We start from the raw sequence: 26,724 nt of genomic DNA, 5'->3' as shown, positions 1-26,724 counted from the left end.
GGGGCCCCTCAGAACACGCTTTCGGGGATGATGATGACGTCGCCGGGTGCCAGCATCACGTTCGCCTTGCTGTCGCCACGCCGCAGCAGATCGTTGAGGCGGAGCGAATATTCGCGCTGGCGGCCGATCCGCGGATCGAAGCGGATCAGCTTCGCCCGGTTGCCTGACGCAAATTCGGACAATCCGCCCACCGCGATCATCGCATCGAGCACTGTCATGTTGGCGCGATAAGGGAGTGAGGCCGGCTTCGCGGTCGCCCCGATGATCCGCACCTGCTGGCTGAACGTGCCGACCGATCGGTTCATGGTGACCGAGACGATCGGCTGGTCGATGAATTGCGACAGGTGAAGGCGAATATCCTCCTGCAGCATTGCCGGGGTCTTGCCCACGGCGGGCATGTCGGTGACCAGGGGAATGGTAATCCGACCATCGGGCCGCACCTGAATGTTGCTCGCGCTGAGTTCCGGATTGCGCCAGACGTGGATCGAAAGCTCGTCGAGCGGGCCGATCACGTAATCCTGGCTCGGCCCTTCCTGCGTCGCGACGAAGGTCGCAGGAGGCAGTTCCGGACCGCCGCCGCCCATGCATCCAGCAAGGGCGAGCAAGCCGAGGACAAGGCCGGTGAACTTGGCAAAAGCGCGGGTGCGCATGGGGTCGATCCTTCCGTGTGTGTCGTCCGGATGGCGCACCCGCGAAGCGCGCCACCACGATTGGCCTACGATTTGGGATCGTTCCTCGCGAAAAAGGGTGAATATCCCGTTAGCTAATGGACGGGTCTCGGGAGGGTCCCGATGTGGGACGCGGGCTTACCGATAGGTAAATGCATCGCTCAGACCAGCAGCTCGATCGCGGGCCCCTGGCCGAGGAAATGCATCGGCGATGCGCTGGCGCCATAGGCCCCTGCGCAAAACACCGCGACCAGATCGCCGACATCTGCGCGCGGCAGTTCCGCCTTATCCGCCAACCGGTCGAGCGGGGTGCACAAGCAACCAACAACATTTACAATTTCAACGGGTTGGGCGGTAAACTTGCTAGCAATTGCAACCGGATAATTACGCCGGACGACCGCGCCGAAATTGCCCGATGCGGCAAGCTGATGATGCAAGCCGCCATCGGTGATGAGGAATGTCTCGCCGTGGCTTTCCTTCCGATCGACGATCCGGGCGAGATACACGCCCGCCTCGCCGACGAGATAGCGGCCGAGTTCAATCGCCATGTCGGTTTCTGCCAGTTCTTCCGGCAAGTTATCGAAACGCTCACCCAGCGCCGCACCGATTGCGGTAATGTCGAGCGGTTCGTTGCCCGCAAAATAGGGAATGCCGAATCCGCCGCCCAGATTGAGCGCGGGACAAGGCCGACCCACCTCGCACGCGATCCGCGCTGCAAGATCGAGCACATGGCCCTGCGTCTCGATCACCGCCTCGGCCTCGAGCGCCTGACTGCCGGTATAGATATGCAGCCCGCGCCAGTCGGCACCACCTGCGATCAGCTTCGCGATCAATGCGGGCACGCGCTCCGCATCCAAGCCGAACTGCTTGGCGCCGCCGCCCATCTTCATGCCCGATCCGCGCATGTCGAAATCGGGGTTCACCCGCACTGCGACCTTGGGCTGGATGCCCAGCTCCGCGCCGATTTCCAGCGCTCGTGCCGCCTCGGTTTCGCTTTCGCAATTGAGTGTGACGCCAGCCTCGATTGCCGCGCGAATCTCGCGCGGGCGCTTGCCCGGCCCGGCGAAGCTGATGTGCGCGCCGTCGATCCCGACATCCTGCAGGATGGCCAGCTCACCGCCCGAGGCGAGGTCGAAACCGTCGACCAGCCGGGCCATGTGGCGGATGACGTCGGGGTGCGGATTGGCCTTCACCGCATAGTGAAGCGCGAGCTTGTCGGGCATCGCGGCGCGCAGAGCCGCCATCCGTGCGTCGAGAAGCGCGCGCGAATAGACGAACAGCGGGGTGTCGCCTGCGTCTTCGGCCAGATCGCTAGCCCTATGCCCTCCGATGGCCAGTTCGCCATCGATACCGTCAAATCCGGCCGGGATCGGACCGAGCGGCTTGGCGCCGCTGTTTCTCGCTTCGCGCCTGCTCATGCGGCGGTCCTTTCCGAAATTTCGCGAAACAGCGCAGTCCGGTCGATCTTCCCGTTGGGGTTGAGCGGGAGGGTTTCGCGCCATTCGATCGCGTGGGGCTGCATGAAGCTGGGCAGATCGCGCTTGAGCGAAGCGGCAAGCGCGTCAGCCTCGCCATCGCCGCGCACCACCAGATGGACCGCCTGGCCGAGCTTGGCATCGGGGATGCCGAACGCGACCGCATCGGCGACGAGGCCGGTGGCCAGTGCCGCATCCTCGATCTCCTGCGGACTAATCCGGTTGCCAGCGCTCTTGATCATGGCGTCACGCCGTCCGACGAAAAACAGCAGCCCCTCCTCGCTGCGGCGGACATAGTCGCCCGACCATACCGCAGTGCCGCCATATTCGGAGTGCGCTGGTGCTGGCTTGAACCGCTCAGCCGTGCGAACCTCGTCTTGCCAATAGCCTTGTGCAACCAATGGCCCGCAATGGACCAGTTCGCCCTCTTCGCCCGGTTCGGCGGGTCCGCCCGTTTCGTCGACCACCAGCACCTCGGCGAAGGGCACCGCAGTGCCCATCGAGCTAGGATGCGTCGCGACCAGCGAGGGATCGAGGAAGGTGGACCGGAAAGCTTCGGTCAGCCCGTACATCGGGAAAATATCCGCCCGCGGCCAGGTCTTTTGCATCGCGTCGATCAGGTCCGGCGTCAGCGCGCCACCCGAATTGGTCAAGCGCCTGAGGCTGTCGCCCGCTCCATTCTCCCACTTCGCCTCGACCAATTGGCGCCAGAGTGGCGGCACCGCAGCGAGCGTGGTGACGCCATGCTTTACCACCGCCTTGGTGACGTCGCGCGGCATCAGGTAATCGAGCGGAGCGACGCTGCCACCCGCATACCAGCTCGAGAGCAGCTGGTTCTGGCCGTAATCGAACGCGAGCGGCAGCACCGCCAGCACTACGTCTTTGCGCGCTAGTTTGAGGTAGTGCGCCACGCTGACCGCGCCGAGCCACAGATTCGCATGGCTCAGCACGACGCCTTTCGGCTTACCGGTCGAACCGCTGGTATAGAGGATCGCGGCGATGCTCTGCGGATCGGCCTCGGATGGCGGCATGGCGTAGAAATCGGATGCCGCTTGGAGCGCGAGAGCCTCTTCCACGATCTTGCAACCGCCGGGCGCGTCGGCCTGCTCCAGCGTCGCCAATCGCGCGGGCGTCCCCACGAGCAGCGAAGCGCCGCTATCGGCCAGGATATGTGCAACCTGTGCCCGCTTGAGCATGGGATTGATCGGCACGTGCACCAGTCCAGCGCGCGGGGCAGCGATGGGCAGCAGACACGTCAATTCGCCTTTCGCGCCCCATGACGCCACCCGTGCTCCGGGCTGCGGAACCTGAGCCTGCAGCCATGCCGCCAACTCGCCGACACGGGTTCTTAAGGCCGCGTAGCTAAGGGTGCGGTCGCGCAGGACCAGCGCAGGGTCCGCATCCGCGCCGCGTTCGATCACATGGTCGATCGGAAAAGGGGTCGGGTCGGGCTGGGTCATGGAAGAAGGAGTTTCGGGCCTCGTGAATGCAGAAACGGGTGGCTATCACAAGGAGGTTACCAATGTGCAAGCCGCACAGTCGCTAGCCTGTGGGCCTGCGCCGCAATCTCCTTTCGACCGGCCGGAATGGTTTGCGCTGCTCGCGGAGACACGGCCCAGCGCGGTGTTCAAATGCGCAGAGGCGGGGAACAAGCGTGCATCAATGGCTCTCAACCGCACCAAGGGCGGGTTCGAGGCGCTTCGCAACTGGTATGCCTTCACCTGGCGGCCCGACGTCGGCGCAGGGAGCGAAAGCGATGCCCTGCTCACCCAACTCGCACGCGATCTGAAACGCGAGGCGCCGCGTGTGACACTGGCTCCCCTTCCTGACGAGGATGGCTCTGCTTCACGGCTCGCGCGCGCTTTTCGCGCTGCCGGCTGGGCGGTCGCTCTGGAGCAATGCGACGAGAATCATGTTCTGCGCGTCGATGGCCGAAGCTTTGCCGAATACTGGGCCGCCCGGCCGGGCAAGATGCGCACGACCTACAAGCGCAAGGCGAAGAAGGTCGACATCGAAATTCTCGAGCATTTCGACGCATCTATGTGGCAGGAATACGAAAACATCTACGCCGAGAGCTGGAAGCCGAGCGAGGACGAAGCCGATCTGCTGCGCCGCTTCGCCGAGGCCGAAGGCACAGCGGGTCGTATCCGGCTGGGCATTGCGCGCGCGGATGGCGTCCCGGTCGCTGCGCAGTTCTGGACTGTCGAGAATTCAGTGGCTTACATCCACAAGCTCGCACATCTCGAAAGCGCAAAACCGATTTCGCCAGGCACCACGCTAACCGCCGAGTTGTTCAGATACGTGATCGATAGCGACCAGGTCTCGCTCGTCGACTTCGGCACCGGCAGCGATGCCTACAAGGCCGACTGGATGGAAGAGGTGCGCCCACGCTACCGGCTCGACGCGCTCGATCCCGTGCAAACGGCGGCCTGGATGCCGCTCGCCAAGCGCCGGATTCGCTCGATCCTTGCCAGCGTGCGGCCCGAGCGCTAGGCAGCCGCCACTTTCACGACAGTTTTACGGTAAAAATGACCGCTCAGACCTCAGCGCCGACGGACCCGACCGGCCCTTCCCGGACCGAGATTGACCAGACGCTTCGCGCCATCCTGCGCGATGTGCTGGGCCTGTCCGAAGAACGCACCGCCGATCTCAGCCCCGCAAGCGGGCTTTTCGGCCATTTGCCGGAACTCGACAGCCAGGCGGTCGCCGACCTGCTGACCGAGATGGAAGACCGCTTCGACATCATCATCGAGGATGACGAGATCGACGGCGACCATCTCGAAACCTACGGCGGCCTCCTCGCCCTCGCGGAAGCGAAAGCCGCCGCCCGGTAACGTGGGCGGGTCGTGACCACTCCGATGAAATTCGTCGAATGGCCGTGCCCGACGCATGATGGCGCTGTGCGCAACGAGGCCGCGCTGGTGTTCGATCGCGGGCGCGCCGCCCGCCTGCTGGTGATCCCGCCCTTGTTCGACGAAGCGAACAAGCTGCGCCGTCAGATCGTCGAAGTGATGCGGCGGCTCGATGGAGCGGGCATCGACGCGATTCTGCCCGATCTGCCCGGCTGCAACGAAAGCGTCGCGCCGCTCGCCAAGCAGACGCTTGAAGGCTGGCGCAAAGGCACAGCAGCCGCGGCGGAGCATTTCCGCGCGACCGGCGTGCTTACAATCCGCGGAGGCGCGATGCTGCGACCTGCAGGCCTGCCGGGATGGGACTATGCGCCGCAGGACGGGGTGAAGATTTTGCGCGCAATGATTCGCGCACGGATCATCGCCAGCCGCGAGGCAGGCACCGAGGAAACCCGTGAACAGATCGAGGCGCAAGGGCGGACCGATGGCGTCACCCTCGCCGGGTGGCACCTCGGCCCGCAAATGTTCGCCGCACTCGAAACCGCGCAGGTCTCCATCCGGGAGGACGGCGTGACGGCGATCGATCAGGAAACGGTCGGCGGTCGACCGCTGTGGCTGCGCGCGGAGCCCGATTACGACGCGAAGCAGGCCGACGCGCTCGCCGCGATTATCGCCATCGCGATGAGAGAGGCCGCATGAGCAGCCGCCTTCACCTCACTTTCAATTGCGAGGGCAGCACGCTCGCCGCGACTCTCGACACCGCGCCGCTGACCACCGGACTGCTGCTGGTGAGCGGAGGCAACGAAATCCGCAGCGGCGCTTTTCGTGGACAGACCCAGCTGGCGCGTTCGATCGCAAAGCGTGGCTTTCCCGTGTTTCGTTACGACCGGCGCGGAATTGGCGACAGCGAGGGCGATAATCTCGGCTTCGAAGATTCCGAGCCCGATATCCGCGCCGCGCTGGAGGCGTTTCGCGCCATTGCGCCGCAGGTCAATCGGGTGATCGGCCTGGGAAATTGCGACGCGGCAAGCTCTTTGATGCTGGCGGGCGGCGCGGGATGCGACGGGCTGATCCTGTCGAACCCCTGGACGATCGAGGATGATAAGGACTCCGCTCCGCCACCGCAGGATATTCGCGCGCGCTATGCCGAAAAGCTTCGCAATCCGCGCGAGGTCGCACGGTTGCTTCGGGGAGGCGTGAACCTGCGTAAGCTGGGCGGAGGGATGATGCGGGCCATGCGCCCCGCGCCGCCCCCCAGCAATCTCGCGACCCGAATGCACAAGGGGCTCAAGAGGTTCGATGGCCCGGTGCATATCCTGCTGGCCGGGGCCGACCGTACCGCGAAGGTCTTCGACGCGGCATGGCCCGCCGACGATCAACGTATCTCGCGCTGCGCGGGCGCAAGCCATGCTTTCGTAGAGACGACCTCACGCGAGTGGCTCGAAGAGCGCATTCTGGAGGCCCTGCGGGCCTAATCGCGCACGAGCAGGCTCGCCAGCTCGACATGGGTGGACCAGCGGAACTGGCCCACCGGGCGCAGCTCCTTCAGCCGGAAACCGCCCTCGGCAAGCCGCCGCGCATCGCGCGCCCAACTCTGCGGATTGCAGCTGATATAGACGATGCGGCTGACGGTGCTCTGCGCGATTTCGTCTACCTGATTGCGCGCGCCTGCTCTGGGCGGATCGAGCAGCACGCAATCGAACTTCGAGATTTCGGCGGCGGTGAGGGGGTCGCGGAACAGGTCGCGATGGAGCGCGTGGACCGGCTTGCCAGCCTGCCGGGCCGCCGACTGGCAGGCGAGATGGGCGGCGCGATCCGCCTCGGCCGCCAGCACCTTGGCCGGTCCCGCCAGCGCGAAGGCGAAGGTGCCCAGCCCTGCGAACAGGTCCGCAATGAAGCGCGCATCGCCGCACCATTCCTTCGCGGCGGCGAGCAGCGCCGCCTCGCCATCCTCGGTCGGCTGGAGGAAGGCCCCATGCGGAAAAGCGACCGGTGTACCGCCAAGCGTGACGGTCGCGGGCTCGGGTTCCCACACAGGCTCGGGCCCGAAGCCTTCGTCGATCGATAGCCGCGCGAGCGATTGCGCCCGCGCGAAATCGAGCAGCCCCTCGGTCTGGGCGAGGTTCTCCGCCGAGATCCCCTTGATCTCCATTGCAACGCCCTGATCGACGCGGGTCAGCTGGATATCCGCGGCGAGTGTGCCGGGCCATTGGCCGAGGAGCGAGCGCAGGGGCGCCACCAGTGCTAAGAGTTCGGGCGCAAGGATGTGGCACTCGGCCATGTCGATAAGCCGGTGCGAACCGCCCTCGCGGAACCCGATCAGGATTTTCTTCCCTGCCCGCTGCGCATGGAGCGTTGCGCGGCGACGGGTGCGTGAAGGCGAGAGATGCGGCGGCGCGAGCGTTTCGGGCGTGAGGCCTTGCGAATCCGCCGCGAATGCCACCCGCTCACCAACAAATCGCGTCAGCGCCGCATCGTCCGCCATCTGCAGCTGACACCCACCGCATTGCGGAAAGTGGCGGCACGGCGGACCAACGTGATGAGGCCCCGGCAGGATCGTGCCATCAGCCTCCACCCGGTCGCCCGGAACCGTGCCCGCGACATGGCGGCCGCTTTCGGTCAGCCCGTCACCCTTGGCCGCGATACGGATAATCTCTTCGCTCATAGCATCTGCCCCAGCGCCGGATGAACCGCCTCGGCCAGCATCGTCGCGGTAAAGCCCGCCCCGACGATCCGAGCAGCACGACCGTGCAGATGAACCGCCTCGCAGGCGGCTTGCACAAGATCGCCGGTCACTGCGAGCCGTGCTGCGGCAATTCCGGCAAGCACATCGCCGCTCCCGGCGACCGATAGCCAGCGCGTGGCGGGGGTGAAGAAACGCAGGTCCTCGCCCACCGCCAGCAGCGTGTCGGCCCCTTTGGCGAGCACCGCGCAGCCCGTAGCCTTGGCCAGCGCCGAAGCGCGCTCGCGCTTGGTTTCGCCATCGACCTCGAATGCCTCGCACAGGCGCGCCAGCTCGCCCTCGTGCGGTGTCAGCAGGATCGGGGCGTCGCAGCTCTCCAGCAAGGCAGGTGTCAGCAGGTTGAGCGCATCGGCATCGAGAACGGCGGGCTTGCCTGCCGCGAGGACGGCTTCCAGCCGGGCCTGTGCGTCATCCTCGCGTCCGAGGCCCGGACCGATCACGATTGCCGAAATGCGATCGTCGCCGAGCGCATCGTCGAGAGGGGCGTCGTCCTTTACCAGATCGGGCGGATGGCCGGGATGATCGTGGTCGCTCATCCATTTGACGTAGCCAGCCCCCGCCAGAGCGCAGGCGCGCGCCGTCATCAGGCTCGCGCCCGGCATCGCGCCACCGACCACCGCGACGAGCCCGCGGCGGTATTTGTGCGTGGCGAAATCCGGCGCGGCGAGCCGCGCAGGCTCGCTCAGGCGCAGGTTCCCGCCGCAATCGGGCACGTCGATATCGACCAGCCGCACCACACCGAGCTTTGCGAGCGCGTCACCCGTGAAATGCGCCGGTTTCCAGGCGCCAAAGGATAGCGTCAGGTCGTAGGACGGCAGATCGTCGGGGCACGCTCCGGTGTCGGCATCGACCCCGCTCGGCACATCCAGCGCGACCGCAAGGCTGTGCGAGGCCCGCAAATCGGTCAGTAACCTACGCAGATCGTCAGACACAGGCCGCGCCAGGCCGATCCCGAACAGTGCATCGACGAAGACTGCGCCGTGCGAGCCCGCCGCATGATCGAGTACCTCGCCATCGAAGGTGGCCGCAGCGCGCTTCGCCTGCTCGGTCTTGGGCTCGATCGGCGCGACTACCCGCACCGGTACGCCGCGGGCCTTGAGGGCAGCCGCAGCGACATAGCCGTCGCCGCCATTATTCCCGGGGCCGCACAGAATGGTCACTAGATTGCCTGCCGAAGCCCGCGCGATCCAGTCGGCCGCGCCGTGGCCTGCACGCTGCATCAGCGTCCATTCCTCCACCCCGCTTTCGTACAACGCGGCTTCGGCATCGCGCATCTGCGCTGTGGTGAGAATCTGGCCGGGCGCGCTATTTGCGCGTGGCGGGGAAGCGGTAACGGTTTCCGACGAGGGCGATTTCGAGTGTGTCACCGCTGAGGCTTTGCGTCACCTCGTCCGCGCCTGCAACCGCTGCGAGCCCGGCACCGTCCGGCAATTGCTCGAAACGGCGGAAACCGCCATCGGGATGGATCACCGTGAGCAGCATTGCGTCATCGACTTCGCGACGCTCCACATTGCAGGTGCTCTCGAAGGCGGATGCTCCGCCCAGCGCGCAGGGTATGGCGAAAGCGGCATCTCCCGATGAGGCGGAGTTTGCCGCCTGATCGGCACCTGTGCTGGCCGCGACATTGCCATCGCAGCCCGCCGTCGCGAATGCGAGGCCCGCGACGGTAAAAACACAGGCAATTCGCATAGGCATGTCTTTCAATCGTCTCCTGCGACCCGGAGAGCGACCGGTATTACCTGCAAAAAGTAATTATTAGGTTGCCAGCGTCGCCAGCACGTCTTGCGCGACCTTTGCGATCCGGTCCGCCCACACCGCCTGATGGCTCTTGCGGGCAACCAGGTCCTGCCGCAGCTCGATGGTCAGGTAGGGGATACCGTTCGCTTCGGCATGACGATCCATCGTCGCATTGAGCTGCTTGCCCGAATAGGGCTCGTTGTCGCCCACCGTGAAGCCCATGGCGGTGAAAGAGTCGATGGCGACCCGCGCGGCGCGATCGTCCTGGTTATAGAGCAGGCCGACGTCCCACGGGCGCTGCTCGCCGGTCGAGGCCATCTCCGGCGTGAAGCTGTGAATGGCGAGGATCAGCGCGGGCTGCGCCTCGGCGACCATCGCAGCGAAAGCCTCGTGGTAGGGGCGGTGGTAAAGTGCGGTGCGGCGCTCAATATTCGCACCAATATTGCCGGGGATCGTGTGCCCGTCGCTCGACGCGACCACCAGCGCATCATCCCCCTCGTTGCGGTGGAGATCGATCACGAGGCGGCTGACCTGCGCGATCTGCGCCGCGATGCCATGCTTGCGTGCCAGCCGCTCGGCCACCCCGGCTGTGCCGATATCGATCGCGATATGCTGGTCCATCAGCTCGGCCGGAATGCCGAGCTCGATGTCGTCGGGTACGAAATTGCTGGCGTGGTCGGCAATCGCGATGATGCCGCCTCGCCTGGGAGTGCCGATCTGGCGAAAAGGTGCGTCTGTCATGCGCGCCTATCTAAGAACTGTCGCCATCCGCCACCACCCCGGCTGGCGCAGCGCGATCTCGCGCTCGGCAGCGTCGCGCAGCTCGGTGTCCTCGTAGAGCGCAAAGCAGGTCGCGCCCGAGCCGGACATGCGGGCGAGCATCGGCGAGGTGGCGCCTAGCGAGCGCAGCACCTGGGCGATGGTTGGGCAGATCGAGATCGCAGGCTCTTCGAGATCGTTGCGGCCCTCCAGCGCCATTTCGCGCGCAGTCCCTTCGGGGAGCGGCCCGCGATCGAACTGGTCCCATGCGGCGAACACCGGACCGGTCGAGAGCGCGATCCGCGGATTGACGAGCAGCACGGGCGTACCGCTCAGGTCGTTGTCGAGCGGCGCAAGCTCCTCCCCCACCCCGCGGCCGACTGCCATTTCTGAGCGCACGCATGCGGGCACATCCGCGCCAAGCTTCAGCGCGCGATCCTGCCAGTCGTCGGGCAGGCCGTGGAGCTGTTCGACCAGCCGGAACACCGCGCCTGCATCCGCCGAGCCGCCGCCCAGCCCTGCGGCGACGGGGAGGTTCTTTTCGAGCGTGATCGACAGGCCATCGGGATGCGGCAGGGCGCTTAATGCCCGCGCGACGAGGTTGTCGCCCGGATCGCCCACATGGCCACCGAACTCGCCTACCGTGCGCACTTCGTCGCGCAGCGCAGGCTCAACGCTCAGCACATCGCCATGCTCGCAAAAGGCGAACAGCGTTTCGAGCTCGTGATAGCCATCCTCGCGCCGCTTTCGGACATGCAGCGCCAGGTTAAGCTTGGCGTACCCAATCTCGGGGGCGATGTCGGTCACGGTCCCTCAGGTGATGAGATAGTCGACGATCTTTTTGCCCTTCACGAACAGGATGACGACCTTGTCTTCCCCCGTGTCGGTATCGACTATCTTGTACATATGCGTGGTCGTGCCGGCAGGACCGGGGCTTTCGATACCCTTCACCGTGAAAAGCTTCTTGATCGCCTTGAAGGTCTGGTCCTGTTCGATCGCAGATTTCAGCGCCGCCGCGCTGATCTGCGTGCTCGGCACCTGCGCGCCGTCGACTTTCCTCACGCCGGGTGCAACTTCGGTCACGCCTGGCGTTTGCGCGGATTGGGCGAGGCACGGCGAATGCGCAAGGACCAGCATCGTCCCTGCCGTGAGGATCGGCAAAAATTGCATGACGCGTTTCTTTCCTGTGGGCCCGCCCGATGCGAGCGCCGGAGCCGACCTGATAGGTCCATCCCGGCGCTGGCGCACTACATATTCGGATAGTTGGGCCCGCCGCCGCCTTCGGGCACGGTCCAGACGATGTTCTGGTTCGGGTCCTTGATGTCGCAGGTCTTGCAGTGGACGCAGTTCTGGGCGTTGATCACGAACTTGTCCTCGCCCGTATCCTCGTCCTTCACCCACTCGTACACGCCTGCGGGGCAATAGCGCTGCGAGAGGCCGGCATATTCGCCCAGCTCGCTTTCCTTCTGGAGCTCCATGTCCAGCACCTTCAAGTGCTTGGGCTGGTCTTCGGCATGGTTGGTGAAGCTGTAGGCCACGCTCGTCAGGCGATCGAAGCTGATCTCGCCATCGGGCTTGGGATAGACGATGGGGTCGTGCAGGTCCGCGCGCTGCGTGTGCTTGTAGTCGGGCGTGTGCTTCAGCGTGAAGGGCAGCCCAATCTTGAGCGTGCGCATCCACATGTCGATGCCCGCCAGAACGGTGCCGAAATCGCCTCCCAGCTTGGCGATCGCGGGCTGCGCGTTCTTCACCTTCTTGAGCTCGGTCGCAATCCAGCTTTCGCGAACGGCGTCGTCATATTCGTCGAGCTGGGTGTGCTCCTTGCCCGCCGCGATCGCCGCCGCGACGCTTTCGGCCGCCAGCATCCCGCTCTTCATGGCGGTGTGGCTGCCCTTGATCCGGGGCACGTTGACGAAGCCCGCCGAGCAACCGACCAGCGCACCGCCGGGGAATGCCAGCTGCGGCACGCTCTGCCAGCCGCCTTCGTTGATCACGCGCGCACCATAGGCCACGCGCTTGCCGCCTTCGAGGATGTCGAGGATATCGGGGTGGTGCTTCCAGCGCTGGAATTCCTGGTAGGGCGACAGGTACGGGTTCGCGTAGTCGAGCGCGACCACGAAGCCGAGCGCGACTTGGTTGTCCGAGATGTGGTAAAGGAAACCGCCGCCCCAGCTGTCGTTATCGAGCGGCCAGCCCTGCGTGTGGATCACACGGCCCGGCACGTGCTTCTTGGGGTCGATTTCCCACAGCTCTTTCATTCCCAGGCCGTAGGTCTGCGGCTGGCAATCCTTCTCGAGGTCGTATTTCGCCTTGAGCTGTTTGGTCAGGCTGCCGCGTGCGCCTTCCGCGAACAGCGTGTACTTGGCGTGGATTTCCATGCCCGGCTGGAAATCGGGCTTTTCCGATCCGTCTTCGGCAATGCCCATGTCCTGCGTGATGACACCGGCGACGGCACCCTCATCGCCATAGATCACTTCGGCGGCGGGGAAGCCGGGGAACACCATCACGCCCAGCGCTTCGGCCTGCTCGCCCAGCCAGCGAGTGAGGTTGGCGAGCGATCCGGCGTAGTTGCCCTTGTTGCTCATCAGCGGGGGCATCGCGATGTGCGGCATCGCGAACTTGCCGTTCTTGCGCAGGACCCAGTGCCAATTGTCGGTCACCGGTACCTCGCCGATCGGGCAGTCCATGTCCCGCCAGTCGGGGAACAGCTCGTTCAGCGCCTTGGGATCGTGGACCACGCCCGAGAGAATATGCGCGCCGATCTCCGATCCCTTCTCGAGGACGACGACCTCAAGCTCTTCGTTGATCTGCTTGAGGCGGATGGCAGCGGAGAGGCCGGCGGGGCCGCCGCCCACAACCAGCACGTCGCATGGCATGGATTCGCGTTCGGTCATATCCTGTTGCAGCCCTTTCCCGGCTTATGCTTTAGTCGCTTGTGACTTGATTGCCTGCGCGCCACAGGTCAAGACCTCCCTCGGGATGTCCGATCTTTCCACCAAGCCCGATGAATTGCGCGAAGCGTTCGTCGCCAGCCTCGACTGGTGGCGGGAAGCGGGCGTGGAAGAGCATGTCGCCGACGCGCCCGGCGGATGGCTGTCGTCGCCCGAGGAAGAAGCGCAGGCCACCGCAGCCGTAACGGAAAAGCAGGCCGCTCCGGCGCCCCTTCCCGAGCCGAAGAAAGCCGCCTTGTCGCGCTTCCTCGACGAGGAGAGCGAGGGCACATATCCCGGCGATCGGGAGCAATGGCCTGCCGAATTGGCGCCATTCCAGCAATGGTGGCTGGAAAGCGAAATGCTCGATCCGCCCGGTGCCTACTCGCGCATTGCGCCGCGCGGCGCGGCGGAGGCGCCCGTCATGCTCGTGATCGACCAGCCGCAAGCCGAGGATGGCGAGGCGCTGCTCGGCGGACCCGGCGGCACGCTGGCCGCCAATATGCTGCGTGCGATGGGCTTCGCGCCCGATGCCGCCTATTTCGCGAGCGTGCTGCCGCGCCACAACCTCCGGCCCGAGTGGAACGCCGTTGCGAAGGCGGGCTACGGCGCCTTGCTGTTGCATCACATCGCTCTCGCCCGCCCAAAGACGATCATCGCCTGTGGAAGCCGCGTCTGGTCGCTGCTGGCGCACGAGACGGCGCAGGAACCTGCCGCGTTAACCAATATCGCAATTGATTCTGTTAGCGTTCCGGCCTTTGCAGTACCGGACATGGCGACCCTTTTGCGCAATCCGGCCAAACGCGCACAGACCTGGAATCGATGGCTCGAGTGGAACCACAGTCCCCCATGAAACGCATTATCCTTTCGCTCGCCGCCGCTCTCGCCGCGACGGCGACAGTCGCTCCCGCGCTCGCGCAGAATGGTGAGGCACAAACCGCAGCGGACTATTTCCGCGAACGTGCCGCAAACCCGAACATCCCGCAGGTGTTGAACGACGCGGACCGACAGTTCTACGCGAAGGTCTTTCAGGCGCTCGATGCGGGCAACTGGAGCGAGGTCGAGAGCCTGCTCGCGCAGCGGCCCGACGAACCGCTAAAGCTGGTGGCGCAGGCAGAGTATTATCTCGACGCCAACAGCCCGCGCATCGAACTGCCGCAGCTCCAGCAATGGCTCGCCAAGGGCAGCACGCTGCCGCAAGCGGAGCAGATCAGCAACCTCGCGATGAAGCGCGGGTTGATGAGCGCGCCGTACCTGCCGCGCGAGCAGAGCTTCCAGCCGCAGGGCTATGCCAGCAAGCGCATCCTGCCGCGCGGGATCGACGACGGCACGATGCCGCGCGATATCAGTTCCGCGATTCTGGAGCGGATCAAGAACGACGATCCCGATGGCGCGCGCGTGCTGCTCGACGGGGTCGACGCGACTCTCAGCAGCGCGGCGCGGGCCGAATGGCGCCAGCGGGTCGCATGGAGCTATTATATCGAGAACCAGGACGCCGCCGCTCTCGCGATGGCGCAGACCGTGCGCGACGGCAGCGGAGCGTGGGTGGCCGAAGGCGAATGGGTCATCGGCCTTGCCGCGTGGCGGATGGGCGACTGCGCGACCGCTGCCGACGGTTTCGAGCGTGCGGGCGCGTCCGCCATCAATCCCGAGCTTTCCGCCGCCAGCTATTACTGGGCGAGCCGCGCCTATATCCGCTGCCGTGAGCCCGAGAAGGCGACCGAGAAGTTGCGCGGCGCGGCGATGATGGACGAGACGCTGTACGGCATGCTCGCCCGCGAACAGCTCGGCCAACTGCTGCCGCGTGCGGGCGAGACGCCCGATCTCAGCCCCGAGGACTGGCGTCGGCTGAACGGGGAAGAGAACGTGCGCGCTGCCGTGGCGCTGGCCCAGATTGGGGAGGACGATCTGGCCGACGAGGTGCTGCGCCATCAGGCGAGGATCGGCGATCCGTCGCAATTCACCGCGCTCTCGCGCCTCGCGCGCGAGCTTGGGCTGCCCTCCACCCAGCTGTGGATGGCGCATAACGCGCCGCGTGGCGGCACGCCCGATCCGGCGCTGCGCTTCCCCGTCGCGCGCTGGGCACCCGTCAACGGCTGGCAGGTCGACCCCGCGCTCGCCTATGCCCACGCGCTGCAGGAATCGAACTTCCGCGCGGCGGTCGTGAGCCCCGCCGGCGCGCGCGGACTGATGCAAATCATGCCCGCGACCGCCCGCCAGCATGGGCCCAGCCTCGGGGTCGGCAGCAATCCGCGTTCGCTCAATCAGCCCGACGTCAATCTCGCGTTCGGCCAGCGCCATCTGCAAATGCTGCGCGACCATTCCTACACGCAGGGCAAGCTGCCCAAGATCATGGCCGCCTATAATGCGGGGCTGACCCCGGTGGGCCGCTGGAACAGCGAAGTACGCGATCAGGACGATCCGCTGCTCTACATGGAATCGATCCCCTATTGGGAAACGCGCGGCTACGTCGCCATCGTCACCCGCAACTACTGGATGTACGAGCGGCAGGCGGCCGCCCCCTCGCCCACGCGGCAGGCACTGGCGATGAACCGCTGGCCGGGCTTCCCCGAGGCGAACCAGGTCGACACGCGCCTCACACGCCGTTGATGAAAGCGGACCGATGCCGATCGACCAAACCCGCGCGTTCACGCCCATCGGCATTGCAATCGTGACCGTGTCCGACACGCGCGAACCGTCGACCGACACTTCCGGCGACCTGCTCGAGGCGCGCGTGCGCGAGGCGGGGCATATCCTGATCGAGCGGACGATCTGCCCCGACGACGCAGCCGAGATCTACGAGGTGCTACGCCGATGCATCGCGAGCGTGGATGTCGATGCGGTCATCACCACCGGCGGCACCGGGCTGACCGGGCGCGACGTCACGCCCGAAGCGCTCGACCGGGTGAAGGACAAGGACATCCCCGGTTTCGGCGAGCTGTTCCGCTGGATCAGCTATGACAGCATCGGCACCTCGACGATCCAGAGCCGCGCCTGCGCGGTGCTGGCGGGAGACACCTTCATCTTCGCCCTTCCCGGCAGCAATGGTGCGGTGAAGGACGGGTGGGATAAAATTCTGAAGGACCAGCTCGACAGCCGCCACCGGCCCTGCAACTTCGTCGAGCTGATGCCTCGCCTTCTGGAAAAATAAGTCTGCTCGAACGATAACTCTGCTGGAACGATAGACCCGGGGGCGCGCTCTCTCAGCAAGCCCCATGCCCGATATCCAGTCCCTTCCGCTTGAATGGCTCGGAGCGCTATTCGCAGCCAGCGCGCTGCTGATCGCCTTCTTCGGCAGCAAGATGGCGCGCATCGCGGATGTGCTGGCGGACCGCACTGGCCTCGGCGAAGCGCTGATCGGTGCGGTGCTGCTGGGTGCGGGCACCAGCATTTCGGGGATTGTCACCTCGGTCACCACGGCCGCCAGCGGCGCGCCCGAACTCGCTGTCTCCAATGCGCTGGGCGGGATTGCGGCGCAGACGATGTTCCTCGCCCTCGCCGACATCTTCTATCGCAAGGTGAACCTCGAACACGCCGGCGCGAGCACGGTGAACCTCGGCCAAGCGACGGTGCTCATCATCCTCTCGGCCATGCCGATCATGGCTTACGCCGCGCCCGACATCGCGTTCTTCGGCGTTCACCCGGCCAGCCCGGTGATGATCCTCGTCTATCTCGTCGGGCTGCACAATGCCCACTCCATCCGGCAAGAGCCCATGTGGCGGCCGATCAAGACCGACGGGCTGCGCCTCGAGGAAGACGACCCTGAAGACGATCCACGCTCAACCGCACTGCTGGCGGCATCTTTCGCGGGCCTCGTCCTGATCGTCGGCGGATGCGGCTATGTCGTGGGCGACACCGGCCTCGCGCTCAGCGCGCAGCTTGGCATTTCGCAAGGCGTCGTCGGCGCGCTGGGGACCGCCGTGGTCACTTCGCTGCCCGAACTCGTCACCACCATCGCAGCGGTGCGGCGCGGCGCGCTGCAGCTCGCGATCGGCGGGATCATCGGCGGCAACATGTTCGATGCGCTGTTCGTCTCGGCGAGCGACATCGCCTATCGCGACGGCTCGATTTATCACGCCATCGGAGAGCGTTCGCTGTTCTGGATGGCGTTGGTGTGCATCATGACTGCGATCCTGCTGCTGGGCCTGCTGCGGCGCGAGAAGCAGGGGCCCGGCGGGATCGGCTGGGAATCGGTCATCCTACTGGCGCTATGGCTGGCCGCGGCGGTGCTGCAGGTGGCGCTGGGCTGAATTGGCCGCGAAGGTAGGGTATGGCGGGTTCTCACAGAAAGTCTGGTTCCGTATTCCCTAATTCCGAAGCCGCCATTCCGCTAACGACCCGATTGCAGACAGTCGACTGGTGCCGCAGAAGTCAATGACGAACCCTTTGAGTGGAGCTCAGCGCTACCCGCGTCTTCCGAACGAACTTCGGAATAGGCTGTCGCAGATCGAGCCAACACAGGCGATCTACTATCCGGCACTTGTAACGCTTCGCACTGGCGAACTGCGAGACGCCGTATACCTATGCCCTGCCGCGCAGTGGTTCGAGAAATGGGGGGTGTGGCCAGAGGAAGACACCGGCAAGAAGTCGGTGCCGTTGGAGGAGGTGGCGGACCTCGAGGAAAGCCCATCGAGACTGCCGCGAGAGCTTGCAGAGACCATATATGCCGCTGGCGAGAGCGGGATGGGATATCACTTGTTCCAGCTCACCTTCCGCGATGGCTCGGTTGTCTCGTTCGGCACCGGAAACGCGGTCGATTTCCTTGACCTCCCACCTGATAGGTCGCCGCGTGACATTGTAGCAGTAACCCCGCATGCCGGTCGTGAGGACCCAACAAAGAGATGCGCTCTTGATTACGCCTGGTGTTTGTTCTCGTCCTAACGACCGCTCTCCACCCCGGTTGAGACATCGAACCAAATTGCCCGAAAGCGTCGGAGCTGCCGATTGCCTCGGCGTTGGGAACGCCGCAAAAATCTGGATCGACTCACGCTTGCGTTCTCTTTATGTTCCCCGCTATGGAACAGGTCAAAGGCAGAGGCGCACAGAGCGGGGACGTGTCCACGCGCTTCGACCTGCCGTCGCGCGAGGCCGATGGCGACTGGCGTGACGAGCGAGAGGCCATCGACGGCCCCGTCCCCAAGCTGCGCACCGAGGTGACGATCGAAAAGCCGCGCTCGATCCTCTCCTTCAACCAGTCGCCGGACATAGGCTTCGACCGATCGGTGAACGCCTACCGCGGGTGCGAGCATGGATGCATCTATTGTTTCGCGCGGCCCAGCCACGCCTATCTCGACCTCTCCCCCGGCCTCGATTTCGAAAGCAAGCTGTTCGCCAAGCCGAATGCGGCGAAGCTGCTGGCGCAAACGCTGGCCAAGCCCGGCTACCAGCCGCGCCCGATCGCGATGGGCACCAACACCGATCCCTACCAGCCGATCGAGAGCCGTTACCGGATCACGCGGCAGATGCTGGAGGTATGCCTCGACGCGCGCCATCCGGTGACGATCACCACCAAGTCCGACAGGGTTCTGGCCGACCTCGACATCCTCGGAGAGATGGCCCGTAAAAACCTGATCGCAGTGGCGATTTCGGTCACCTCGCTCGACCCGAAGCTATCGCGGCTGGTCGAACCGCGCGCGCCCTCCCCCATCAAGCGGATCGCCGCGCTAGAGACGTTGACGCAGGCGGGCGTCCCGACCCATTGCTCGATCGCGCCGGTCATCCCCGCGATTACCGACGACGCGATGGAAGGGATCGTCGCACGCGCGGCTGAACTCGGCGTGACCTCCGCCGGATGGATTCCGCTGCGCCTGCCGCACGAAGTGGCTCCGCTGTTCCGCGAGTGGCTCGAAACCCACTTTCCCGATCGCAAGGACAAGGTGATGTCCATCGTCCGCTCAATCCGCAACGGGAAGGATAATGATCCCGATTTCTTCACCCGGCTGAAGCCGACCGGCGTCTGGGCAGATCTGTTCCGCGCGCGCTTTCGCGTGGCATGTCGCCGTGCAGGCATCGGGGACGGCAAGGCGAAATTCGCGCTCGACTGCTCACGATTCCGCGCGCCGATGGTCGACGGGCAGATGCGGTTGCTCTAACACCGGAGGCGCAGGGGATCCGCTTGCTATCGCCCCTTTCGGTGGTAGTTTCGCGTCGCACATTTGGGAGGAGCTTCATGCGTATTTTCCAAGGCACCGTGTTCCTTCTGGCAATCGCCACCCCGCTCGCGGGTACGGTGCTAGCGCAGCCTTCCGGCGATCCCGCTCCGACCGGCGGCGAAGCCTACACTTATGTCCAGTGCGACAGCGCGCGAAGCGAACTGGCCGCCATGGACACCCCGCAAGATCGCAACTCAGCGCGCGCGAAGGCGTTGCTCGATATCTACACCAGCAGCCGCTGCCAGGCGATCATGGCGGAGCGGGCCGAGCTGGCGAGCGCAGACCCGGGCATGGACAGCATGCTGCAGATGCTGCGCGAGGAAGGCATCAATATCGACTCGCGCATGGATTCGGTCGCGCGGGCATGTCGCCGTAATGCCGATCCCGCGCTGTCGGGCGAGGAGAGCGAGGCATCGGTTCGCGATTGTACCGCCAAGCGGCAGATGATCGTCTACACCGAAGCGATCAACGAGATGAACGCGAGCCGGCGGGCAACTTCCGAAGAGGACCGGGCAAGGTACGAGGCCGAGGTCGCTGCGGTGGAGCGGCGCAACCGCGAGATCGAGGCGGAGGCGGTGGCCAATCGCGACGCCTACGAAGAACGGATGGCACAATGGCGCGAAGCCGTGCGTCGCTGCGAGCAAGGCGAGTTCGAATACTGCGCGGATTAGGAGCAGGAAGCGTGGCCGCGCGCGTGAGCGATCTTCGTTCCCGGGCCTTGCGGATCGCGATATGCTCGGTAAGCTCGCAGCCGGGTTTGCGGATGTATTTTGAGGGGAATTCGATGAAAGCGCTGGCTCTCGGCACGGTTTTGGCGATTGGCGCAAGCACGGCGGCGCAAGCGCAAAGCTTCGACGCTTCGCGGCAGTTGGATGTCTTTACCACCAGCGCACTCAAGGCGACGCTGGCGGAACTGGGCGCAACCACGGCGGACCAGGATGGCAAGCCCAACATTAGCGTCCGGTTCGATAACGGGCTGCAAGCGGATGCCGTTTTGCTGGCATGCAAGGATCAAGCAACGTCGACCGGCTGCCTGGGGACGTCGATCCTGGTAAGCTACCAAACGCCGAGCGACGTTACGGCGCAGGATATCGCGAACGGGATCAACGAATATAACTATCGGCAGAACTTCGGGCGCGCCTATCTCGATCCCAACGGCACCATCAGCGTGCGGCTTTACGTGATCGCCGACGGGGGGATATCGATGGAAAACTACCGGCAGATGATCGGCCTGTTCGCCCGCTCCTCGAAGAAGCTGCCCGGCTATATTTATGGCGAATAACCGCGGCTCTCACCGGGCGTCGCAGGAACCGACAATCAACCGAAGGTGTCGCTTTCCCCGCCCGGCTCGAACCGCATCAGACGGCTGTCGATCAGCGCGGCAGTGCGGTTGACGACCGCGGTCTGATAGGCGGCGTCCTTGATCATCTCGAAAAAGGCGCTCGCATTGGGATAGTGCGCTACGAAACCATCGTGCCACTGCCGCTCGTGCGGCCCCGTCACCATCGCCTGGAAGGCGCCGCGCCACACGATCGACCCGCCGACGCGGTGGAAGATCGGCCCGCTCGTCTTGCCGTATTCCTCGTAGGCGCGGCGCCCGTTCCAGCCCTTGCCCGCATGTTCGTGGCCGTCCGGATACTCGGCCCGATCGCGGTAGAGCAGCATATTGAGCATGTGGATCGGCTGGTCGCGAGGCAGGGCCTTGAATGCCTCGAAGTTCTCGCGGCTCGGGTCGATATAGGTCGTCATCTGGTCATTCCTCATCGGAGGGGCTATCGGGCAGCAGGCGCTTGGCGATGCCCCAGGCCGGCCGCGCAACGACCAGCAGGCAGGCCAGGCCGAGAATGCTCATCGCGGTGGGCGAGAGGAAATCGGGCCCGCGCGCTGCGGACAGGGCGAGCGTCATGATCAGGAACACCGCCATCGCAAGGCCGAGCCCGATCAGGATGGCGATGCCATGCCGGATCGTCATGCCGCGTCCCTAGTCCTTGCCGAACATGCGCCCGAAGACACCGCGTTTCTTACCGTCGCCTTCCGCCGGAGCATCACCGTTCTGCACCTCGGTAGCAGGAGCAGGCGCGGCGGTGGCCATTTCGGGTTCGGGGGTCGGTTGGGATGCAGGCGCCCCCCCCTCCTCCGCCTCGGGTAGCTGGTAATCCGAGAACCGGTCGCGCAGGTCCTTCTTGCTGATCTTGCCCGTGGCGGTGTGCGGAATATCGTCCACGAACTCGACCGCATCGGGCAGCCACCACTTGGCGACATGATCCTTGAGGTAGTCGATCACGTCCTCAGCCGTGCAAGCCTGCCCCTCCTTGCGGATACAGAAGAGTACCGGCCGCTCATCCCACTTGGGGTGATACATGCCGATGGCGGCAGCTTCCGCGATGGCCGGATGACCCGCAGCCGCGTTTTCCAGCTCGACTGAGCTGATCCATTCGCCGCCCGACTTGATGACATCCTTCGTGCGGTCGGTGATCTGCATCGTGCCGTCCGGATGCAGGATCGCGACGTCGCCGGTGTCGAACCAGCCGTCGGGCGTCAGCGCGTCTTCCTCTGCCTTGAAGTACCGGCGAATGACCCATGGCCCCCGGATCTGCAACGCGCCCGACGCCTCGCCGTCGCGCGGCAGGACCTTGGCGGGATCGTCCAGATCGACCGTGCGCAGCTCGACACCGAAGACCGGGCGGCCCTGCATCGCCGCCTTGTCGACCTTCTGGTCGAGGGTGAGGCTATCCCAGTCCCAGGTCGGCCCACCGAGCGTGCCGATGGGCGATGTTTCGGTCATCCCCCAGGCGTGCTGCACACGAATGCCCGCTTCCATCAGGCGCCGAATCATGAACTTGGGCGCCGCCGATCCGCCGATGGTTGCCGCGCGAAGTTTCGGCAGTGGCTTGTCGTTGGCGTCGCAATACTGGAACGTGGCGAGCCACACCGTTGGTACGCCTGCACTGTCGGTTACGCCTTCGCGCTCCATCAGCTCGTAGAGTACCGCCGGTTCGTTGATCGCAGAGAACACGAATTTGATGCCCGCCATGCCGCCCGCGAAGGGCAGGCCCCAGCTCGCGGCGTGGAACATCGGGACCACGGGAAGCATCACCGACGACGCATCGAAATTGAACGCCGGCGGCTGAATCGCGGCCATCGCGTGCAGCACGGTCGAGCGGTGTTCGTAAAGCACGCCCTTGGGATTACCGGTGGTCCCGCTGGTGTAGCACAGCATGCACGGATCGCGCTCGTCGACCTGTGCCCAGGTGTAATCGCCGTCCTGCGCGCCGATCCAGTCTTCGAAACCGGTAGCCTCGCTCTCCGTTGGGGGGTCGTAGCAGATGTAATGCTCGATGCTGGTCCAGCGGTCTTTCATCTTGTCGATGATCGGCTGGAATGCTGCATCATAGAGCAGCACGCGGTCTTCGGCGTGGTTGGCGATATATTCGAGCTGATCCTCAAACAGGCGCGGGTTGATGGTGTGGAGCACCCCGCCCATCCCGGCAACGCCATACCAGCTGACCAGATGGCGCGAGTGATTCATCGCCAGGCTTGCGACCCGGTCGCCCTTTTTCACCCCGAGCGCTTCAAGTGCCTGCGCCATCCTGAGCGCATCGCGCCGGATCCCCGCCCAGTCGGTGCGGGTCTCGCTGCCATCCGCCCAGTGGGTCACGATCTCTCGGTTGGGTGTTTCGCGCGCCGCATGGTCGATCACATGGGTGACCAACAGGTCCCAGTCCTGCATCGCTCCGAGCATCATCTCTCCCTTCAAGGTCTGTTTTGTCGGGGAGAATGCGCAGGTTATGCCGCGCCCGCAAGAGCGGGTTGCCGAAAAATCAGGCCGCCCGGTGCAACTGCGGGCCGGTCTTGGGGACGAGCACGATGTTGGAGAGCCCTTCGATCCGGCCAAGCGTATCGGCCAGCGTGCCGTCGACCTTGTAATCGTGCCCCAGCCGCATCACGGGCCGCTCGCCAGTCCCCAGATCGAGCGCGATCTGCACCTCGCCATGGCCCGGCGGGCCGGGCTGGAGCGCCAGGGCAAGCTCGTTCAAAGCCGCTTCGCTTGAGACCTCCAGCGTCATCAGCATGCGCTTGCCGCCTTCGACATTGGCGAGTGGGCGGGCACCGCGAATGGTGATGCGCGGCGGCTCGTCGGGCGATGGCGAATCCAGCTCAACCGTCAGCAGGATACAGGTGCTTTCCTCAGCCCACTTGGTGAACTGCGGGACGAGGCTTTCCTCGAAGCAGGCGGCGCTGAATTGACCCGACGTGTCCGAGAAATCGGCGCGGATGAAGTCCTTTCCCCGCCTTGTCTGGCCGCGTTTTGCCCCTTCGACCATTGCCGCGATCACCGCCCGGCTGCGCCCTTCACCCGCAGGGCCACCACCTTCCATCAGCGAGGCATAGCTGCGCGCGCCATTGGCGCTGGCGACATCGCGATAGCCTTCGATCGGGTGGGCGGAGAAATAGAAACCGAAGGTCTCGCGCTCCTTCGCCATCCGGTCGCCGCGCGGCCAGTCTTCTGCCTCCTTCATGCGGATATGCTCGTTGGCGTTGTCCTCGCCCCCGAAGAGGCCCTCCTGTCCGCTGCTGCGCTCGCGGATAGCCGCATCGGCGACCGCGAGCAGCAGGTCGACATTGGCCGCCAGCTGCCCGCGGTTGGGCTCGATCCGGTCGAAGGCGCCCGCCGCGATCAGCGCTTCCAACTGGCGCGAATTCATCGCTCCCTTGGGCAGGCGGCCGAAGAAATCGTCGAGGCTTTCGAACCAGCCATGCGCCTCGCGCTCGGCCACCACCGCGTCCATCGCCTTCTCGCCCACGTTGCGAAGCCCGGCGAGGCCGTAGCGCACTGCGTAGCCATCATCGGTCCGCTCGACCGTGAACTCGGCTTCGGAGCGGTTGATGTCGGGCGCGGCGACCTCGATGTCGTTGCGCCGTGCATCGTCGACGAACAGCGCGAGCTTTTCCGACTGGTCCATGTCGAAGCACATCGCGGCGGCGTAGAATTCTTCCGGGTAATGCGCCTTGAGCCAAGCGGTCTGGTAGGCGAGCAATGCGTAGGCGGCGGCGTGCGACTTGTTGAAGCCGTAACCTGCGAACTTGTCGATCAAGTCGAACAGCTCGTTCGCCTGCTGCGCCTCGATGTCGGAGACTTTCTTGCAGCCTTCGACGAAGCGGCCGCGCTGCTTGTCCATCTCCGCCTGGACCTTCTTCCCCATCGCGCGGCGCAGCAGGTCGGCATCGCCGAGCGAGTATCCGGCGAGGATCTGCGCGGCCTGCATCACCTGTTCCTGATAGACGAAGATGCCGTAGGTCTCTTCGAGAATCCCCGCGAGCTTGGGGTGCGGATACTCGATCGGCTCCAGCCCCGCCTTGCGCTTGCCGAACAGCGGGATGTTATCCATCGGGCCGGGCCGATAGAGCGAGACGAGCGCGATGATATCTTCGAACTTGGTCGGCTTCACCGCCGTCAGCGTGCGGCGCATGCCTTCCGATTCCAGCTGGAACACGCCGACCGTGTCACCACGCTGCATCAGGTCGTAGACCGCCGTATCGTCCCAGCTGATCGCCCCGAGATCGCAGTCGATACCGCGCTTCGCGAGCAGGTCGACCGCCTTTTGCAGCACCGAGAGCGTCTTGAGGCCGAGGAAGTCGAACTTCACCAGCCCCGATCCCTCGACCACCTTCATGTCGAACTGCGTCACCGGCATGTCCGAGCGCGGATCGCGGTAGAGCGGCACCAACTCGGCCAGCGGGCGGTCGCCGATCACCACCCCGGCGGCGTGGGTAGAGGAATTGCGCGGCAGCCCTTCGAGCTGCATCGCGAGGTCGACCAGCGTTTTGACCTCGTTGTCGTTACTGTATTCGGCCTTGAATTCCGCTGCACCATTGAGGGCACGCGGCAGGCTCCAAGGGTCGGTCGGGTGGTTGGGCACCATCTTGCACAACCGATCGACCTGGCCGTAGCTCATGTCGAGAATACGCCCGCAATCGCGCAGCACCGCGCGCGCCTTCATCTTGCCGAAGGTGATGATCTGGGCGACCTTGTCCGCCCCGTATTTCTCCTGGACGTAACGGATCACTTCGCCGCGCCGGGTTTCGCAGAAGTCGATATCGAAGTCGGGCATCGACACGCGTTCCGGGTTGAGGAAACGTTCGAACAGCAACCCCAGCCGGATAGGATCGAGATCGGTGATCGTCAGCGCCCACGCGACGAGGCTGCCCGCACCCGAACCACGCCCCGGCCCCACCGGAATATTGTGATCCTTGGCCCACTTGATGAAGTCGGCAACGATCAGGAAGTAGCCCGGGAAGCCCATGTTCGAGATGATCCCGACTTCCTTGTCGAGCCGGTCGCGATATTCGAGGATTTCTTCCCAGAACCCCTGTTCCTTAAGCGCATCGAACGGCTGCTCCGCTTCGCGCAGAGCATCTGCGGTCGGGAAGGACAGGGCTTCGGAAAGCTCGGCGTGGACGGTCTCGGGGTAAAGCGGGAGCAGGCGCGCCAGCAGGCCCTTGCGGGCATCCTCGGCGAGCATCCGCACCTCGCCCTCGATATCGCCCGCGAGACTGGGCAGGATCGGCGCACGCTCGGGCGGCGCGAAGGCGCAGCGGCGTGCGATGGTGAGGGTATTCGCCAATGCTTCGGGCAGATCGGCGAACAGTTCCTGCATCATCGGCGCCGATTTGACGAATGCCGCCTTCGCGGATTGCGGTCGATCTTCTTCCCACAGCTTGCGGCTGTTCGCGATGCACAGCATCGCATCGTGCGCCTTGTAGAAATGCGGCTCGGCGAAGTTGGCGGGGTTGGTCGCCACCAGCGGCAGATCGCGCGCATAGGCGAGGTCGAGCAGCGCCTCTTCCGCCGCCTGTTCTTCCGCGATGCCGCGCCGGGCAATTTCGATATAGAGCCGCTGGGGGAACAGCGCTTCCAATCGATCGAGATAACGCTCGGCATGCGTGGCCTGCCCTTGGGCCAGCAGCAGCGTCACCGCACCCTCGCTCGCGCCGGTCAGCGCGATCAGTCCGTCGGTGTGACCCTCGAGCGCATCGAGCTGCACATGCGGCACCAGTTCGAGCGGACGGTCGAGATGCGCCGCGCTGACGAGCTTGCACAGGTTCAGCCAGCCATCTTCGTTCTGCACATACAGCGGGAGATGATCGATCGCGTCGCTATCGGGCCGCGCCACGCCAAGAAGCGCGCCGACGATGGGCTGCACGCCGTTCTCGATACAGGCATCGGCGAAGGGCACGCTGCCGTAAAGCCCATTGCGGTCGCACATGGCGATCGCGGGAAAACCCCGCTCGGTCGCCAGCTTGGCGATCGCCTTGGGCTCGATCGCCCCTTCGAGCATCGAATAGGCGGAGAGCACGCGGAGGGGAACGAAGGGGGCAAAAGCCATGATGCGAATATGCGGATCGCGGG

General features: G+C 65.0%; 25 protein-coding genes. 11 read left to right on the top strand and 14 right to left on the bottom strand.

The genetic code is table 11. From position 1 onward, the window contains the following. Nucleotides 1–8: 8 nt before the first annotated feature. The 3 genes from AAG612_RS01940 to AAG612_RS01930 all read right to left on the bottom strand — a co-directional run bounded on the left by AAG612_RS01940 (nt 9) and on the right by AAG612_RS01930 (nt 3,603). Nucleotides 9–650 carry an XrtA/PEP-CTERM system exopolysaccharide export protein gene (locus AAG612_RS01940; RefSeq protein WP_342506722.1) on the bottom strand — a complete coding sequence of 214 codons (642 nt, stop codon included), beginning with the start codon at nt 648–650 and terminating at the stop codon, nt 9–11. A gap of 179 nt (nt 651–829) precedes the next feature. Further along, nucleotides 830–2,086 carry a pyridoxal-dependent decarboxylase, exosortase A system-associated gene (locus AAG612_RS01935; protein WP_342506721.1) on the bottom strand — a complete coding sequence of 419 codons (1,257 nt, stop codon included), beginning with the start codon at nt 2,084–2,086 and terminating at the stop codon, nt 830–832. Next, a complete protein-coding gene (locus AAG612_RS01930; protein WP_342506720.1) occupies nt 2,083–3,603 on the bottom strand; it encodes an acyl-CoA ligase (AMP-forming), exosortase A system-associated in 1,521 nt (506 codons plus the stop codon). The genes AAG612_RS01935 and AAG612_RS01930 overlap by 4 nt, the downstream gene beginning before the upstream one ends. A 22-nt stretch (nt 3,604–3,625) precedes the next feature. Here AAG612_RS01930 and AAG612_RS01925 point away from each other — a divergent pair, with 22 nt between their 5' ends. Genes AAG612_RS01925 through AAG612_RS01910 form a run of 4 tightly spaced genes read left to right on the top strand, consistent with a single transcriptional unit; the run spans nt 3,626 to nt 6,467 of the window. Continuing rightward, nucleotides 3,626–4,636, top strand: coding sequence for a GNAT family N-acetyltransferase (locus AAG612_RS01925; protein WP_342506719.1), 1,011 nt, complete (start codon nt 3,626–3,628; stop codon nt 4,634–4,636). Nucleotides 4,637–4,671: 35 nt separating this feature from the next. Continuing rightward, a complete protein-coding gene (locus AAG612_RS01920) occupies nt 4,672–4,977 on the top strand; it encodes an acyl carrier protein (RefSeq protein WP_342506717.1) in 306 nt (101 codons plus the stop codon). 12 nt (nt 4,978–4,989) lie between these two features. Next, entirely contained in the window at nt 4,990–5,691 is a 702-nt protein-coding gene (locus AAG612_RS01915; protein WP_342506715.1) for an alpha/beta hydrolase family protein, read from the top strand. Beyond that, a complete protein-coding gene (locus AAG612_RS01910) occupies nt 5,688–6,467 on the top strand; it encodes a hydrolase 1, exosortase A system-associated (protein WP_342506713.1) in 780 nt (259 codons plus the stop codon). The genes AAG612_RS01915 and AAG612_RS01910 overlap by 4 nt, the downstream gene beginning before the upstream one ends. Here AAG612_RS01910 and AAG612_RS01905 read toward each other — a convergent pair. The 7 genes from AAG612_RS01905 to AAG612_RS01875 all read right to left on the bottom strand — a co-directional run bounded on the left by AAG612_RS01905 (nt 6,464) and on the right by AAG612_RS01875 (nt 13,125). Next, nucleotides 6,464–7,657 (bottom strand): class I SAM-dependent RNA methyltransferase, encoded by a 1,194-nt coding sequence (locus AAG612_RS01905; RefSeq protein WP_342506711.1) that lies wholly within the window; start codon nt 7,655–7,657, stop codon nt 6,464–6,466. The genes AAG612_RS01910 and AAG612_RS01905 overlap by 4 nt on opposite strands. Then, a complete protein-coding gene (locus AAG612_RS01900; RefSeq protein ID WP_342506709.1) occupies nt 7,654–9,102 on the bottom strand; it encodes an NAD(P)H-hydrate dehydratase in 1,449 nt (482 codons plus the stop codon). Before AAG612_RS01900 ends, AAG612_RS01905 begins: the two co-directional genes overlap by 4 nt. Beyond that, nucleotides 9,041–9,430 (bottom strand): hypothetical protein, encoded by a 390-nt coding sequence (locus tag AAG612_RS01895; RefSeq protein ID WP_342506707.1) that lies wholly within the window; start codon nt 9,428–9,430, stop codon nt 9,041–9,043. Before AAG612_RS01895 ends, AAG612_RS01900 begins: the two co-directional genes overlap by 62 nt. Nucleotides 9,431–9,490: 60 nt before the next feature. Continuing rightward, nucleotides 9,491–10,213 (bottom strand): N-formylglutamate amidohydrolase, encoded by a 723-nt coding sequence (locus AAG612_RS01890; RefSeq protein ID WP_342506705.1) that lies wholly within the window; start codon nt 10,211–10,213, stop codon nt 9,491–9,493. A gap of 6 nt (nt 10,214–10,219) precedes the next feature. Beyond that, a complete protein-coding gene (locus AAG612_RS01885; protein ID WP_342508581.1) occupies nt 10,220–11,029 on the bottom strand; it encodes a 4-(cytidine 5'-diphospho)-2-C-methyl-D-erythritol kinase in 810 nt (269 codons plus the stop codon). A 15-nt stretch (nt 11,030–11,044) separates the two neighbouring features. Then, a complete protein-coding gene (locus AAG612_RS01880; RefSeq protein ID WP_342506704.1) occupies nt 11,045–11,401 on the bottom strand; it encodes a hypothetical protein in 357 nt (118 codons plus the stop codon). 77 nt (nt 11,402–11,478) lie between these two features. Next, nucleotides 11,479–13,125 (bottom strand): electron transfer flavoprotein-ubiquinone oxidoreductase, encoded by a 1,647-nt coding sequence (locus AAG612_RS01875; protein WP_342506702.1) that lies wholly within the window; start codon nt 13,123–13,125, stop codon nt 11,479–11,481. 85 nt (nt 13,126–13,210) lie between these two features. Between AAG612_RS01875 and AAG612_RS01870 the strand changes: the two genes are divergently transcribed. From AAG612_RS01870 to AAG612_RS01840, 7 genes are all read left to right on the top strand, one after another. Then, on the top strand, nt 13,211–14,014 hold the full coding sequence (locus AAG612_RS01870; protein WP_342506700.1) for a uracil-DNA glycosylase family protein: 804 nt from the start codon (nt 13,211–13,213) through the stop codon (nt 14,012–14,014). After that, on the top strand, nt 14,011–15,771 hold the full coding sequence (locus AAG612_RS01865; protein WP_342506698.1) for a lytic transglycosylase domain-containing protein: 1,761 nt from the start codon (nt 14,011–14,013) through the stop codon (nt 15,769–15,771). Before AAG612_RS01870 ends, AAG612_RS01865 begins: the two co-directional genes overlap by 4 nt. 13 nt (nt 15,772–15,784) lie before the next feature. Next, a complete protein-coding gene (gene moaB, locus AAG612_RS01860; RefSeq protein WP_342506696.1) occupies nt 15,785–16,312 on the top strand; it encodes a molybdenum cofactor biosynthesis protein B in 528 nt (175 codons plus the stop codon). A gap of 64 nt (nt 16,313–16,376) precedes the next feature. Then, nucleotides 16,377–17,411, top strand: coding sequence for a sodium:calcium antiporter (locus AAG612_RS01855; RefSeq protein WP_342506694.1), 1,035 nt, complete (start codon nt 16,377–16,379; stop codon nt 17,409–17,411). A gap of 765 nt (nt 17,412–18,176) precedes the next feature. Beyond that, nucleotides 18,177–19,253: a PA0069 family radical SAM protein gene (locus AAG612_RS01850; protein WP_342506692.1), complete on the top strand. Its 1,077-nt coding sequence runs from the start codon at nt 18,177–18,179 to the stop codon at nt 19,251–19,253. Between the two features lie 77 nt (nt 19,254–19,330). After that, entirely contained in the window at nt 19,331–19,984 is a 654-nt protein-coding gene (locus tag AAG612_RS01845) for a hypothetical protein (protein WP_342506691.1), read from the top strand. Between the two features lie 11 nt (nt 19,985–19,995). Further along, on the top strand, nt 19,996–20,595 hold the full coding sequence (locus AAG612_RS01840; protein WP_342506688.1) for a YbjN domain-containing protein: 600 nt from the start codon (nt 19,996–19,998) through the stop codon (nt 20,593–20,595). A 35-nt stretch (nt 20,596–20,630) separates the two neighbouring features. On the opposite strand, the gene AAG612_RS01835 is transcribed toward AAG612_RS01840, so the two are convergent. The 4 genes from AAG612_RS01835 to dnaE all read right to left on the bottom strand — a co-directional run bounded on the left by AAG612_RS01835 (nt 20,631) and on the right by dnaE (nt 26,701). Next, nucleotides 20,631–21,062 carry a DUF1330 domain-containing protein gene (locus tag AAG612_RS01835; protein WP_342506686.1) on the bottom strand — a complete coding sequence of 144 codons (432 nt, stop codon included), beginning with the start codon at nt 21,060–21,062 and terminating at the stop codon, nt 20,631–20,633. 4 nt (nt 21,063–21,066) lie between these two features. Next, the gene (locus tag AAG612_RS01830) at nt 21,067–21,285 is read right to left on the bottom strand and encodes a hypothetical protein (protein ID WP_342506684.1); all 219 of its coding nucleotides are present in this window, start codon (nt 21,283–21,285) and stop codon (nt 21,067–21,069) included. Nucleotides 21,286–21,294: 9 nt separating this feature from the next. Beyond that, entirely contained in the window at nt 21,295–23,055 is a 1,761-nt protein-coding gene (locus AAG612_RS01825) for a long-chain fatty acid--CoA ligase (protein WP_342506682.1), read from the bottom strand. Nucleotides 23,056–23,134: 79 nt separating this feature from the next. Then, entirely contained in the window at nt 23,135–26,701 is a 3,567-nt protein-coding gene (dnaE, locus tag AAG612_RS01820; protein WP_342506681.1) for a DNA polymerase III subunit alpha, read from the bottom strand. Nucleotides 26,702–26,724 lie beyond the last annotated feature (23 nt).

The sequence above is a fragment of the Citromicrobium bathyomarinum genome (genome assembly GCF_038594605.1).
In the GTDB taxonomy this organism is placed as follows: domain Bacteria; phylum Pseudomonadota; class Alphaproteobacteria; order Sphingomonadales; family Sphingomonadaceae; genus Alteriqipengyuania; species Alteriqipengyuania bathyomarina_B.
This window is presented reverse-complemented; position numbering and strand designations above follow the sequence as displayed.

Excerpts from the sequence above, each read along its gene's own strand:
- AAG612_RS01940 (WP_342506722.1), bottom strand. The coding sequence starts at position 650 with ATGCGCACCCGCGCTTTTGCCAAGTTCACCGGCCTTGTCCTCGGCTTG.
- AAG612_RS01935 (WP_342506721.1), bottom strand. The coding sequence starts at position 2,086 with ATGAGCAGGCGCGAAGCGAGAAACAGCGGCGCCAAGCCGCTCGGTCCG.
- AAG612_RS01930 (WP_342506720.1), bottom strand. The coding sequence starts at position 3,603 with ATGACCCAGCCCGACCCGACCCCTTTTCCGATCGACCATGTGATCGAA.
- AAG612_RS01920 (WP_342506717.1), top strand. The coding sequence starts at position 4,672 with ATGACCGCTCAGACCTCAGCGCCGACGGACCCGACCGGCCCTTCCCGG.
- AAG612_RS01910 (WP_342506713.1), top strand. The coding sequence starts at position 5,688 with ATGAGCAGCCGCCTTCACCTCACTTTCAATTGCGAGGGCAGCACGCTC.
- AAG612_RS01905 (WP_342506711.1), bottom strand. The coding sequence starts at position 7,657 with ATGAGCGAAGAGATTATCCGTATCGCGGCCAAGGGTGACGGGCTGACC.
- AAG612_RS01895 (WP_342506707.1), bottom strand. The coding sequence starts at position 9,430 with ATGCCTATGCGAATTGCCTGTGTTTTTACCGTCGCGGGCCTCGCATTC.
- AAG612_RS01890 (WP_342506705.1), bottom strand. The coding sequence starts at position 10,213 with ATGACAGACGCACCTTTTCGCCAGATCGGCACTCCCAGGCGAGGCGGC.
- AAG612_RS01880 (WP_342506704.1), bottom strand. The coding sequence starts at position 11,401 with ATGCAATTTTTGCCGATCCTCACGGCAGGGACGATGCTGGTCCTTGCG.
- AAG612_RS01875 (WP_342506702.1), bottom strand. The coding sequence starts at position 13,125 with ATGACCGAACGCGAATCCATGCCATGCGACGTGCTGGTTGTGGGCGGC.
- AAG612_RS01870 (WP_342506700.1), top strand. The coding sequence starts at position 13,211 with ATGTCCGATCTTTCCACCAAGCCCGATGAATTGCGCGAAGCGTTCGTC.
- AAG612_RS01865 (WP_342506698.1), top strand. The coding sequence starts at position 14,011 with ATGAAACGCATTATCCTTTCGCTCGCCGCCGCTCTCGCCGCGACGGCG.
- moaB (WP_342506696.1), top strand. The coding sequence starts at position 15,785 with ATGCCGATCGACCAAACCCGCGCGTTCACGCCCATCGGCATTGCAATC.
- AAG612_RS01855 (WP_342506694.1), top strand. The coding sequence starts at position 16,377 with ATGCCCGATATCCAGTCCCTTCCGCTTGAATGGCTCGGAGCGCTATTC.
- AAG612_RS01850 (WP_342506692.1), top strand. The coding sequence starts at position 18,177 with ATGGAACAGGTCAAAGGCAGAGGCGCACAGAGCGGGGACGTGTCCACG.
- AAG612_RS01845 (WP_342506691.1), top strand. The coding sequence starts at position 19,331 with ATGCGTATTTTCCAAGGCACCGTGTTCCTTCTGGCAATCGCCACCCCG.
- AAG612_RS01835 (WP_342506686.1), bottom strand. The coding sequence starts at position 21,062 with ATGACGACCTATATCGACCCGAGCCGCGAGAACTTCGAGGCATTCAAG.
- AAG612_RS01830 (WP_342506684.1), bottom strand. The coding sequence starts at position 21,285 with ATGACGATCCGGCATGGCATCGCCATCCTGATCGGGCTCGGCCTTGCG.
- AAG612_RS01825 (WP_342506682.1), bottom strand. The coding sequence starts at position 23,055 with ATGCTCGGAGCGATGCAGGACTGGGACCTGTTGGTCACCCATGTGATC.
- dnaE (WP_342506681.1), bottom strand. The coding sequence starts at position 26,701 with ATGGCTTTTGCCCCCTTCGTTCCCCTCCGCGTGCTCTCCGCCTATTCG.